The following is a 12374-nucleotide window of genomic DNA, read 5'->3' as shown; positions in this document are numbered from 1 at the left end:
CTACCGGGGCGGTTCCTGATCGGCGGGTTCTTCTGGCGGCTGATCGGCATCCAGCTCGGCCTGATCGGCCGAAAACGCGGCCGTTTCGGGTGTCGAGGCGCGCGCCAGTGGCTGGGCCTGAAATGCGACCTTGTCCTCCGACGCGACGGCGGGCGCCGTCCGGAGCCGGAAGATCGCGAACAGCAGCAAAAGCAGGTGCGCCGAACCCGTCACCGCGAACAGCGTCGATGCGCCATAGGACGTCATGGCAAAGCCCGCGACGGTCGGCCCGAGGATCGAGCCGATCCCGTAGACCAGCAACAGCCCGCCGCTGACCTGAATGAAGGCCCCCGGTTCCGCGTGGTCATTGGCATGGGCCACGATCACCGGATACATGGCAAAGACCGTCGCCCCGAAGAGCGCCGACAGCGCCAGAAGGATCATGGGCTGCGTCATGCCCGAAAACAGGAACAATCCGTCCGCGAGAATGGCGAAAACGCCGATGGCAATCAGGACCTTGCGGCGATCAAACCTGTCCGACGCGATGCCAACCGGGATCTGGGAGGCCGCGCCTGCAAGGATCGGGATGCTGGCGAAGAGCGCGATGTCGCCCAGCGGCAATCCGACCCGGGCGGCATAGACCGCCGCCAATGTGCCAAAGGCCGCGTTCGAGACCCCGACCATCAGTACGGCAAAGACAGCGATGGGCGAATTCCGCCACAGCTTGCGCAGATCAAGAGAGACCTTGGTCAGCGGCCGGGGCGTCGAGGTGGCACTGATCGCAGTCGGCAGCAGAGCGAGGCAATAGACCATCGCGGCCAGTACGAAAAAGAAATAGCCCCCCGGATCGCCCAGCGTCAGAACCATCTGCCCGGCGGTCGTCGCCGCGAGATTGACCATCGTGTAGACGCCGAAGGCGCGGCCCCGCGACTTCGCGTCGACCCGCTCGTTGAGCCAGCTCTCGACGATCATCGCAGCGCCGGCAAAGCAGAAACCAGACACCGCGCGCACCGGGATCCAGACCCATGGCGTGATCAGGATCAGCGACAGAAGGACGGCGATCGCCGCGATCGCGCACATGGCTCCGAACGCCCGGATATGGCCCACCCGGGCCACCAGGGCCGGCGTGCGCAGGCAGCCCGCCACATAGCCAATGGCCCAGCCCGTCCCGAGCAGGCCGAGCGAGGCCGCGGTGAAGCCGTCCGCCTCGCCCCGGATCGGCAGGATCAATCCATTCACGCCCCCGGCGAACAGCAGAAACGCTGAGCCCATCAGGAGCGCGGTCAGGGGAAGTAGTCCTTTCAACATGAGGCCACCGTAACTTCGTGGCGGTCGGTTGAAAATCCGAAAGCCGTGGTCCCGGGAGCACCTCGCCGGTCATGCCTTGAATGTCGCGGTCAATGTCCGGTTGCCGGGCGCCGAACCTTGTGGCTTTGCTGTTGAGGCATCGCTTCTCGATCCGGATCGAACCGGCCGCGTGGTCTTCTCTCGCAAGGGTCCGGATGTCGCATGTGGTTGAAATCGTCGCGCTTTGCTTCACCTCAATCCCTGAAAGTGAAGGAGTTGAGATTGCAAACCGACGAGGCGACACGGTCCAGGGCACTGCAGATCACGCAGGACTTCGTGCCGCGGATGGGCAAGGCCTATGCCGCCGGGCGAAACCATGATCGCGGGCCGGGCCGGCATCGCGATGTCTCGCAGCTTTCGGCCCATGTCCGGCGGCGCCTGATCACGGAACAGGAGCTGGTCGCCGCCGCGCTTGACCATCACGGGGCAGGGGCTGCCGAGAAGTTCATCCAGGAAGTGCTGTGGCGAGGCTATTTCAAGGGCTGGCTGGAGCAGCGACCGCAGGTCTGGGCCCATTATGTTTCTGGCCTCGATGCCGACCTTGCCATGCTCGACCGCGACGATGCCCTGCGCGCGCGGGTCGAGGCGGCGGAACGCGGCGAAACGGGTCTTGCGTGTTTCGACGCCTGGGCGCGCGAGCTGATCGAGACGGGCTATCTGCACAACCACGCGCGGATGTGGTTTGCCTCGATCTGGATCTTCACCTTTCGTCTGCCATGGCGGATCGGCGCGGATTTCTTCTTGCGTCACCTTCTTGACGGCGATCCGGCCTCCAACACCTGTTCGTGGCGCTGGGTTGCGGGCCTTCATACCCGTGGCAAGGCCTATGAGGCGAAGGCGTGGAACATCGCCAAGTTCACCGGGAACCGGTTCACCCCGCGCGAGAACGATCTGGCCACGGACGTGATCGGGCTCGAGGATCAGGAACCCGGTGGCCTGCCCGAGATCGTGCCCCTGCGGTCCTGCACGCCGCCCTGGCGCGATGTGCCGACGGCGCTTGTGCTGACCGAAGAGGATTGCCGTCTGGAAGACTTCGATCTTCTGTCCATCGACATTCGCGGGGCGGTCATGCTGCAAAGCAGTCACCTGCGCTCACCACGAACCGTGGCCGGGCATGTCAGCGACTTCGAGGCGGGTGCGCTCCGGGATGCCGCTGATCGGATCGGTCATCCCGCCGTTGAACTGCGCGCGGATGCGCCGGAGGGCCTCGCGCTCTGGGCCGAACAGATCGGCGCGCAGCAGATCGCGATGCCCTATGTTCCGACCGGCCCGCTTGCCGATTGGATCACCCGGGCGCGCCCGGCGCTTGAGGCGCGCGGGATCGTCTTGACCGAATGGCAACGGGAATGGGACAGGCTGATCTGGCCCCATGCCACCGCCGGGTTTTTCAAGGTGAAGAAGAAAATCCCGCAAATCCTCCGGACCACAGGACTGACATGACATCACTTGCCATTGAAAACGTTCAGGATTACCCGCGCCCACCCGCACTCGAACCGGTGCCCCAGATGCTGCGCATTCTGCTGGGGGATCATGTGGTGGCCGAGACGGTGCGGGGGTTCCGCGTTCTCGAGACGCATCACGCACCGACATATTACCTCCCGCCCGGGGATGTCTTCGCCCGGTTGAGCCCCGCGCGAGGCCGATCGATCTGCGAATGGAAGGGCGTTGCGACATATTGGGACGTGACCATCGGCGATGTCATGGCCCCGCGCGCAGCCTGGAGCTATCCCGAGCCAACGCGGCCCTTTCTGCCGATCGCCGGCTACCTTGCCTTCTATGCGACCTCGATGGACGCCTGTTTTGTCGGGGAGCACCGGGTCATCCCGCAACCGGGCAATTTCTATGGCGGTTGGGTGACCGATAACCTGCAAGGCCGGATCAAGGGCGCGCCGGGCACGGAACACTGGTGACGCTAGCCCGCAAAGCGCGCCGTCAGGCCCCCATCCACAGTCCAGTTGGCCCCCGTGACGAATGACGCCTCGTCCGACAGCAGGAACGCGATGCAATTGGCGATCTCGGACGGGCTCGCCATGCGGTGCATCGGATGCACGTCCAGCACCTGATCGCGTAGCGACGGGTCGTTCATATCGAAGAACTCCTTCACCAGCGCGGTTTCGGTATAGCCGGGGCTGAGCGCATTCACGCGGATCTGGTGCTTGCCCATGTCGAGGGCGAGCGACCGCGTCAGGCCTACAAGCCCGGATTTCGCCGCCGCATAGGGAAAGAAGCCCGGGTAGGTCATGGTGGCATGCACCGAGGCCACGTTGACGATTGAACCCTTGCCCGCCGCGATCATGCCGGGCAGAACGGCCCGCGCCGCGAGCCATGCGGCCTTGAGGTCGACGGCGAAGACCCCGTCCCATTCGTCTTCGGTCATCGTTACCGGATCGGCATAGGAATTCCGGCCGGCGTTGTTCACGAGGCCGGATACCGGCCCAAATTCCGCGCTGAAGGCCCCCACCGCGACGGCCAGCGCCTCGGCGGAACAGATGTCGGCCTCGCGGAACATGACCCCGTCGCCCAGACGTTCGGCCAGGGCCCGGCCCTCGTCGGGCAGAAGGTCGACGAAACTGACCCGCGCGCCTTCGGCCAGCGCCTTTTCCACCGTGGCGGCGCCGATGCCCCGGCTGCCGCCGGTGACAAGGATATGAGCGTTCTGAAGTCGTCCCATCATGTTCACCAATCCGCAACCGAGCCGTCGTCGTGATACCACTGGATCGGCAGGGCGTCCTGCCAGGGGTGGCGTTCGGCGGCGGCTTCGTCGATTTCGATCCCGATGCCCGGCCCTTGGGGCGGGAGCACGTGGCCGCCTTCGATCGGGGCACCGCCGCTGACAACCTCGTCGCGCCACGGCACGTCCGAGCGCATGACCTCCTGCACGAGGAAATTCGGCGTCGCGAACCCCAGATGAATATTCACCATCGTGGCCACCGGCCCCAGCGGGTTGTGAGGCGCCATGCTGACTCCGAAAGTGTCACACAGAGCCGCGATCCGGCGGACCTCGGTCAGGCCGCCGGCGTGACAGACATCGGGCTGGGCGACCGATATGGCGCCCGCCTGAAGCAGTTGAAGGAATTCGTGCCGGTGGCACAGCCTTTCGCCGCTGGCGATCGGAATGGTCGTGGCCTGCGCGACCCGGGCGATGCCGCCTACGTCCTCGGGCTGGCAGGGCTCCTCCAGAAACCATGGGCGATAAGGCTTCAGCACTTCGGCATATTGGATCGCCATCGCGGCCGAGGTGCGGCCGTGCAGATCGACCATGATGTCCATCGCGTCGCCCGCGCCCTCGCGGGCCGCGGCCATCAGCGCCTCGGCCGATTTCAGTGCCGCATGGCTGTCGAGCGGCTTCGTCCGGCCGACGGCAAGGATCTTCACCGCGGTGAAGCCATCCTCCCGCGATCGCGCGGCCTTTTCGGCAAAGCTTTCAGAGCGCGCGCTGTCGTAGACGGCCAGCGAGTCGCCGCCGCCGAGATGATCGTACATCCTGAGTTTCTTGCGGGTCAGCCCGCCCAGAAGCTGCCAGAGAGGAATGTTCAGCGACCGCGCCTTGATGTCGTGCAGCGCCTGATCGATCCCGGAAAGCGCCGACATCGTGACGATGCCGCCCTTGAAGAACGGATGTCGGAACAGGACCTGCCAGATATGTTCGATATTGCGGGGGTCTTCGCCGATGATCAGGCTGGCCAGATCCTCGATGGCGCCCACAACAGCGCGGGTCTGGAATTCCAGCGTCGCCTCGCCGAGCCCCGTGAGGCCCGGCTGATCGGTTTCGATGCGCACGAAGATCCAGTTCCTGAGCCGCGCATTGACGACTTGCGTCCGGATTTTCGTGATCTTCATGGCTCAGCGTCCGGTCAGAGATTGCCGCTTCATGCGCCGGTCGATCAGCGTCTGCAAAACCACCGAGACGACGATCACGAGGCCGAAGGCAAGTTGCGTGTAGAAGGCGTTGATGCCCGCGGCCACGACACCGGCATTGATCGCACCGATGATGTAGGAAGCAAAGAAGGTGCCGGCCACCGATCCGGTGCCGCCAAAGACGCTGGTGCCACCAAGGAACACCGACGCAATGGTGTTCAGCAGGAACCCTTCGCCCGTGGTGGGCCAGAAGTAGAACCCGTAGATCGAGGTCATCAGGCCCGAGAATGTTGCCATGACACCCACCAGCATGAAGGCCCGGGTCTTCACGCTGACCGCGTTGATGCCCATCAGCCGTGCCGAGGTGGGGTTGTCCCCCACCAGAAAGACATGCGCGCCAAAGCGGGACCGGTTCAGCAGGAACCATGCGCCGATCAGGATGATGATCATCCACAAGGTCTGGACCGGGATCCCGAACGGGGACGAGCGGAAGATGGCATGCATCTCGGGGTATTCCTGCGCGGTCAGCGGCACTCCTGTGCCGTCCATCATCACCAACTCGAGCCCGCGGAACAGGAACGACGTGCCGATGGTGATCACGAGCGAGGGGATATTGAGCCACGCCACGAGCGTGCCGTTGATCCAGCCGCACAGCGCCCCGGTCCCGAACGCCGCGACAAGCGCGAGTGGCCAGGCAAGCCCGCCCTGCGCCAGAAGGCAGAACACGGCCGTGCCAAGCGCCATGATCGACGGGAAAGACAGGTCCATCTCGCCGGTGATGACGACGAATGTCAGCGCGATGGCGATAATGCCGAATTGCGGGGTCGTCTGGGCGAAGGCGATATAGATGTTCTGGTTGGTGAACACCTGCGGCGCCGCGATCACGAAGGCCAGCCACATGGCCAGACCCACGCCGACGATGCCCACCTGGCTTACATAGCGGCGCAGGAACGAGGGCTTGCCGACCCGGTTGTCCTGTGGCTTTTTCGGCTTTTCGCCGGTCGGTTGTGTTTCCGCGACCATGATCTTTCCCTCAGTTCAGCGACCCGGTGCGGGCGACGTGGTACAAACGCTCGATCAGGTCATCCATCGAGATTTCACTTTTCTGATAGATGCCGGCGACCTTGCCGCGATCGAGCACGTAGAGCCGGTCGACCACCGGATAGACGTGGAAGATATTGTGATCGATGAAGATGGCGGATTTGCCCGCCGTCTTGATCCCGCTCACGAAATCGAGCGTCTTTTTCGTCTCGGTCAGCGACAGGCCCACCGTGGGCTCGTCAAGGATCACGAGGTTGGCATCGAAATACAGCGCGCGGGTGATGGCGACGCCCTGTTTCTCGCCGCCCGACATGGTGGCCACGACGTTGTCGGGGTGCACGGCGGCCGAGGTGAAGCCCATGTGATCCGACATCAGCCGCGCGGATTCGGACCGCATCCTGGCCACGTCCAGAAGGCCCCATTTCGTGCGCGGTTCGCGGCCCATGAACATGTTGCGCCAGATGGGCTGTTTCTCGCACAGGGCGCGCTCCTGATAGATCGTCTCGATCCCGAGGTCGCGGGCGCGCGCCACGGACCAGTCGTCGATCCGTTCGCCGTTGAACCAGATCTCTCCGCCCGGGTCGGGGGCGTGAAATCCCATGACCGTCTTGACCAATGTCGATTTCCCGGCGCCGTTGTCGCCCAGAAGGCCCACGATTTCGCCCGGATAGACGGCGAAATCGACGCCCGAAAGCGAGCGGACCTCGCCGAAGGTCTTGGACACGTTGCGCAATTCGATAACCGGGGTTCCCGGCGGAGTCGTTGTCTGGGTCACGGGGCGGCCTCTCGGACAGAAGGGCCCACGGCGGCGGATGGGCCGCCGCGGGCAAGGGGTTGTCAGCGGATCTCGACCGCGGCGAGGGGCGCCACCGCGTCAACATTGGTGGCATCCACGAAGGCGCCGGCCGTGTTGATATCAAGCCCGGAGAAGCCGTATTTCTCGGTCAGGCAGATATTCAGGATCGGCAGGTAGCCCTGAAGATAGGGCTGCTGGTCGATCACGAGGTTCTGATAGCCTTCCTGAACCGCCTGGGCGGTGTTGGGCGACATGTCGAAACCCGCGAAATAGACATCGCCCGGCTCGAGACCGGCAGCATCGGCGTAGACGCCCACATTCGACGTCAGGCCGCCGTGGTCGGTGACCACGATCTTGACGTCGGGATTGGCGCCCATCAGGCCCACGAAAGTGGCGGTGCCGGCGTTGGGGTTCGCGTTGGTCGCGGCGTCGATCTCCTGGTAGATGACTTCCAGACCGGCGGCCTCGAAAGCGTCGATGACGCCCACGGTGCGCTGACCACGGTCGCCACCCTGCGAACGCAGGCCCCAGACGAAAACCTTGTCGCCTTCGGAAACCTCGGCCCGGGCCGCGGCCTCGGCGCCAAGCGCGTAGCCCGCATCGTAGTTCGGCGCGCCGACATAGCCAAAGCCATTCGGTCCATAGGCGGCCTGGCTGTCGCGCAGAGATGTGTTGAGCGTCGTGAAGATGATGCCCTGTTCATAGGCCTGCTGCACGATCGGGCCCGTGGCATCCTCGCCGGCGAAGCCGTAGGTGGCGATCCCGTCGACGCCGGTCGCAACAGCCTGCTGGATCTGCTGAAGCATCAGGTTCGGGTCCCAGTTCGAGAAGTAGTAGGTCACGTCCGCCCCGAGATCGAGTTCCGCCTGACGGAAGCCGTTATAGACGTTGTTGGCGAACACCCCGCCCTGTGGGCCGCCGGGGAACGCCGCGATCCGCACGCCTTCGCACCATTTCTCCACCGGCTCCGCCATCGCGCCGCCTGCGAGCAGAGCAGCAGACGAACAGGCCAGTGCCGAAAGCATCATCCTTGCCGAAATCATGTTGAATTTCCTCCCATGCTGGGCCCCGTTCGCAGCCTGTCTCGGCTGATCGAAGGGGCACATCAAAATGGGTAGACGAGTCATACAAGTCTGTAAACGGTTTTCTGGTTTGCCCTGCTGGCCGCACTTTGCGCACGTCGCCATAGGTCGCATATAGCGGCTTTTCGCTGCGTCGCAGCGGAAGTTTTCGCGTCGCGTCAGAAAATCCGGTATTTACCAGAGATCAAACTTGTCCTACAGGTTTGCGAATGGTGATACCTAGCAAAGATCCGTCCACCGCCGTGCCCGCCGCGCAGACCGTGGCGGAATTGCTGACGTCGCAGATCATCGACCAGCTTGATCTGGGCGCGCAGCTTCCGTCGGAGGCCGAGCTTGCCACGCGGTTCGAGGTGAGCCGCGTCACGGTGCGCGAGGCGCTCAAGCTGTTGGCGGGGCAGGGGCTGGTAAGCCTGTCGCGCGGCCGGCGCGCGACGATCACGCAACCCGACGGGGCGATGTTCGGCGCCTTTCTCAGATCGCTCATCCATTCCGACCCGCGCGCCGTGTTCGATCTCAGCCAGGTCCGCCGCTCTCTGGAGGTTCAGGCCGTCACGCTTGCCTGCCGCAACGCCAGCCGGTCAGGGCTTGACGGGATGGAGGCGGCGCTTGCGGCCATGCGCGAGACGGCGCGCGCCATGCCCGAGGATCGCGCCGATGATGAACGCGGCCGGGCCTTCGACCGCGCCGACGTCAAGTTTCACCAGGCGATCGCCCTTGCCGGCGGCAACCGGGTGCTGGTCTTCCTGTTCGAGGTGATGGAAAGCGCGCTTCTCGAAGGGTTCGAGCGCAGCCGTCGCGGCCATGTGCGCTCTCGCGAGATGCTGCTCGCGGCCTGTGACGATCACGGCGTAGTGCTCGATCATGTCCGGACGCGGGACGAACGCGCCGCCGCGGATGCGGTGCTGGCCCTGATCGCGCGGTCCGAGGCCAATCTCAGGGCGGCGGTAGGGGTTACCTGACAGGAAAAGCCATGAAGATTACAGCACTAAAGACATGGATCGTGCCGCCCCGGTGGCTGTTCCTGAAGATCGAAACCGATGCAGGCCTTTCGGGCTGGGGGGAACCCGTTCTCGAAGGCCATGCCGCGACGCTGGCCGCCGCGGTGCAGGAACTGGAGGATTTCCTGATCGGGCAGGATCCCCGCCGGATCGAGGATATCTGGCAGACGATCTATCGCAACGGCTGTTATCGCGGTGGCCCGGTTCTGATGAGCGCGCTTGCGGGCATCGACATGGCGCTTTGGGATATCAAGGGCAAGGAGCTGGACACGCCCGTCCATGCGCTTCTGGGCGGGCCGGTCCGGGATCGTATCCGGACCTATCGCTGGTGCGGCGGCGACCGCCCGTCCGATCTGATCGAGGGTGTCCGTGCGGTCCAGGCGCAGGGCTATACGGCGGCCAAGTTCAACATCTGCAGCGAGCTTCAGATCGTCGACACCCATGCCAAGCTCGACGGAATCATCCAGACCCTGTTCGACCTGCGCGAGGCCGTCGGGTCCGAGATGGACCTTGCCTTCGATTTCCATGGCCGGGTCCACGCGCCGATGGCGCGGGTGCTGCTGAAAGAACTTGAGCCGCTGCGCCCGATCTTTGTCGAGGATGCGGTCGTCTCGGCGATGGTCGAGACCATGGCCGATCTGGCCCGCGCCACGTCGATCCCGCTGTGCATCGGCGAGAGGCTGCACAGCCGATACGATTTCAAACGCGTCTTCGAATTGCGCGCGGCGCAGGTCATCAATCCCGACACGGCCCATGTGGGCGGCATTTCGGAAATGGTGCGCATCGGCCATTGGGCCGAGGCCTATGATGTGGCGCTTGCCCCGCATTGCCCCATCGGGCCGATCGCGCTGGCCGCCTCGCTTCAGGTGGATGCGGTCTGCCACAATGCGTTCATCCAGGAGCAGTCGATCGGCATTCACTACAACGCCGGGGCCGACGTTCTGGATTATGTCGAACCGGGCGGTATCGTGGTCGAGGACGGGCATCTTCTGATCCCGCAGGGCCCCGGTCTGGGGATCGAGGTCGATGAGGCCAAGGTCGAGGAAATGGCCCGGATCGGCCACCGCTGGCGCGCGCCCGTCTGGCGCCATGACGATGGATCGATTGCAGAATGGTAAGGCAATTCAAAGGGATACACGCCGTTCTTTTCGCGCTTTACGATGCCGAAGAGCGGCTTGATCGCGCGGCGATGTCCGCACAGCTGGCATGGGTCCGCGCGGCAGGCGCCGAAGGCGTGGTGGTGCTGGGCCTTGCGACCGAGGTGGGCAAGCTGACAGAGGCCGAGAAACGGCAGGTCATCGACTGGGCTGCCGAAGATCGCGGCGATCTTCCGCTGGGTGTCACCATCACGGGCAATTCTGTGGCCGAACAGGCGGCCCTTGCCGCACACGCGACGGATGCGGGGGCCGATTGGCTGATCCTTCAGCCGCCGCTGGCCGGCAGCTATTCGGCGGCGGAATACCTCGATTTCTTTGCGCGGGTCGGTGCGGAGCTCGCGGTGCCCTTCGCGGTGCAGAACGCGCCGCAATACCTTGGCCGGTCGTTGTCGGGCGATGATCTGGCGAACCTTGCCGCCCGCTGCCCGGGCTTCACCCATGTCAAGGCCGAGACCAGCGCCGGCGATCTGGCGGGCCTTGTCGCGCTTGCCGGTGACAGGCTTACGGTTCTCAACGGGCGTGGCGGGCTCGAGATGACGGATTGCCTGCGGGCCGGCTGCGACGGGTTCATCGTGGCGCCCGACGTTCTGCCCGGGGTTCTGTCCTGCATGGCGCTTTGGCGCGACGGCGACGAGGCGGGGGCCGAGGCGGCCTATGCCGGCTTTCTGCCTGCCGCGACCTTTGCGATGCAATCGCTCGAGCATCTGGCCTGCTATGGCAAGCGCATCTTCGGCGCGCGCGCCGGGATCACGATCCATGACCGCGCGCCAGCGCTCAGACCGACCGAGGCCGGTCTGACCTTCGCCCGCCGTTGGGCCGTGGCCGGGTTTCAGGTCGAAGGCGGTTGAAACACGCTGTCGCCGTTTACGCGGATCTCCACATCAACCCTGTATGTTTCGAGCGCCTCGGGGTTCACGTCGACGCCCAGGCCCGGGCCGTCGGGGATATGGATCAGCCCCTCGGCATCCGGCGCAATGCGTGTGCGCGTCAGGTCGACCGCCAGTTCCGACAGGCCCGTCGGGTATTCGCAGATCCGGTGATCCTCCAGCCCGGCATAAGGCTGGATCGAGGCCGACAGCGCAAGGTTCGACGTGAAGGTGTGGTTGATATAGGTGACACCCCGTTCCGCCGCGTAGCGCGCCACATCGGTCGCGGGGCCAAGCCCGCCGATCCGGCCGCAATCGATCTGGACAAAGCCCACGCCGCCGAAATCGATCAGGTGTTCGGCCATGTGGCGATTGTGCGCGGCCTCGCCGCCCGCTGTCCTGACCTGCGAGGAGCGTTTGGACAGATCGCCATAGGCGCGGTAGGCGTGTCCGTGAAACGGCTCCTCGAACAAAAGCACGTCCGAGGCTTCCATCGCGGGCAGGCGGGCGGCGGCGGCCTCGACATCCTCGCCGAAGATCTGGCCCGCATCGATCAGAAGGATTCCCTCGGGGCCCAGCCCCTCGCGGGCCGCGGCGACCTGATCGGCATCGGCCTCGACCGAGGCGCCGAAGGGCGCCCAGCCGAATTTCGCGGCGCGAAACCCCTTGGACCGGATGTCGCGGGCGCGGGCGAGCGTCTCGTCTGCGGTCGTGCCGAACAGGACCGAGGCATAGGGCGTCTTGGGATAGGCGCGCTCCCATCCGAGAAGCTGCCAAGCCGGCACACCGCGCGCGCGGCCCAGCATGTCCCACAGGGCCATCTCGATGCCGGACCAAGTATGGGCGGCCTGAAGCAGATCCATCGAATCGTAGGCGACCTTGGCGGCGATGGCGCGAATGTCGTCGGGCGTTTCGACCTTTGCGCCCAGCACGGCGTCCGCGACCGGACGACAGGCGCCATGCGACATCGGGCAGACAAAGGCCGCGATCGAGGGAAGGGGGGCCGCTTCGCATTCGCCCCAGCCTTCATGCCCGCCCGCCCGCACCCGCACGACCAGCGCATCCTGACTGCCATCGGCTGCCGTCGTGACTTCGGGCATGGCAAGATAGAAGAAATCGACGCTTTCGATCTTTGGTGCTGTCACGGCCCGTTCTCCTCGATGTACTGCGATGAGCGCATCATTAGCTGCGGCCACGAAGTGTCAATAGAGCTGTGGTCCGGAACATCGGGCGGTTGCCACGGCGGCGCG

Annotated in this window: 12 protein-coding genes; 5 read left to right on the top strand and 7 right to left on the bottom strand. The window is 64.9% G+C overall.

The window, feature by feature from the left end; all coding sequences use genetic code 11:
* On the bottom strand, positions 1–1287 hold the full coding sequence (locus EP376_RS05855; RefSeq protein WP_127654571.1) for an MFS transporter: 1287 nt from the start codon (positions 1285–1287) through the stop codon (positions 1–3).
* A 261-nt stretch (positions 1288–1548) separates the two neighbouring features.
* Between EP376_RS05855 and EP376_RS05850 the strand changes: the two genes are divergently transcribed.
* Together EP376_RS05850 and EP376_RS05845 are read left to right on the top strand one after the other, a co-directional pair.
* Complete coding sequence (locus EP376_RS05850; protein WP_238928582.1) at positions 1549–2766, top strand: FAD-binding domain-containing protein; 1218 nt, start codon at positions 1549–1551, stop codon at positions 2764–2766.
* Complete coding sequence (locus tag EP376_RS05845; RefSeq protein WP_127654570.1) at positions 2763–3236, top strand: DUF427 domain-containing protein; 474 nt, start codon at positions 2763–2765, stop codon at positions 3234–3236. The genes EP376_RS05850 and EP376_RS05845 overlap by 4 nt, the downstream gene beginning before the upstream one ends.
* 2 nt (positions 3237–3238) lie before the next feature.
* Here EP376_RS05845 and EP376_RS05840 read toward each other — a convergent pair whose 3' ends face one another.
* The 5 genes from EP376_RS05840 to EP376_RS05820 form a co-directional block, all read right to left on the bottom strand.
* Complete coding sequence (locus EP376_RS05840) at positions 3239–4000, bottom strand: SDR family NAD(P)-dependent oxidoreductase (RefSeq protein ID WP_127654569.1); 762 nt, start codon at positions 3998–4000, stop codon at positions 3239–3241.
* Between the two features lie 2 nt (positions 4001–4002).
* Positions 4003–5166, bottom strand: a complete 1164-nt coding sequence (dgoD, locus tag EP376_RS05835) for a galactonate dehydratase (protein WP_127654568.1) — start codon at positions 5164–5166, stop codon at positions 4003–4005.
* 3 nt (positions 5167–5169) lie between these two features.
* Positions 5170–6207 carry an ABC transporter permease gene (locus EP376_RS05830; protein ID WP_127654567.1) on the bottom strand — a complete coding sequence of 346 codons (1038 nt, stop codon included), beginning with the start codon at positions 6205–6207 and terminating at the stop codon, positions 5170–5172.
* A gap of 10 nt (positions 6208–6217) precedes the next feature.
* The gene (locus tag EP376_RS05825; RefSeq protein ID WP_127654566.1) at positions 6218–7000 is read right to left on the bottom strand and encodes an ATP-binding cassette domain-containing protein; all 783 of its coding nucleotides are present in this window, start codon (positions 6998–7000) and stop codon (positions 6218–6220) included.
* Between the two features lie 62 nt (positions 7001–7062).
* Positions 7063–8064, bottom strand: a complete 1002-nt coding sequence (locus tag EP376_RS05820) for a sugar ABC transporter substrate-binding protein (protein WP_203330864.1) — start codon at positions 8062–8064, stop codon at positions 7063–7065.
* 251 nt (positions 8065–8315) lie between these two features.
* On the opposite strand from EP376_RS05820, the gene EP376_RS05815 reads away from it, so the two are divergent.
* The 3 genes from EP376_RS05815 to EP376_RS05805 are packed head-to-tail and all read left to right on the top strand — an operon-like array spanning position 8316 to position 11106.
* Positions 8316–9062, top strand: coding sequence for a FadR/GntR family transcriptional regulator (locus EP376_RS05815; protein ID WP_164744871.1), 747 nt, complete (start codon positions 8316–8318; stop codon positions 9060–9062).
* Between the two features lie 11 nt (positions 9063–9073).
* Positions 9074–10219, top strand: coding sequence for a galactonate dehydratase (dgoD, locus tag EP376_RS05810; RefSeq protein ID WP_127654564.1), 1146 nt, complete (start codon positions 9074–9076; stop codon positions 10217–10219).
* Entirely contained in the window at positions 10213–11106 is an 894-nt protein-coding gene (locus EP376_RS05805) for a dihydrodipicolinate synthase family protein (protein ID WP_127654563.1), read from the top strand. The genes dgoD (EP376_RS05810) and EP376_RS05805 overlap by 7 nt, the downstream gene beginning before the upstream one ends.
* On the opposite strand, the gene EP376_RS05800 is transcribed toward EP376_RS05805, so the two are convergent.
* Positions 11088–12269 carry a mandelate racemase/muconate lactonizing enzyme family protein gene (locus tag EP376_RS05800; protein ID WP_240652433.1) on the bottom strand — a complete coding sequence of 394 codons (1182 nt, stop codon included), beginning with the start codon at positions 12267–12269 and terminating at the stop codon, positions 11088–11090. The genes EP376_RS05805 and EP376_RS05800 overlap by 19 nt on opposite strands.
* Between the last annotated feature and the right edge of the window lie 105 nt (positions 12270–12374).

The organism is Alexandriicola marinus (genome assembly GCF_004000435.1).
Classification (GTDB): domain Bacteria; phylum Pseudomonadota; class Alphaproteobacteria; order Rhodobacterales; family Rhodobacteraceae; genus Alexandriicola; species Alexandriicola marinus.
Note: the sequence above shows the minus strand (reverse complement) of the source record. Positions and strands in the feature narration are given on the sequence as shown.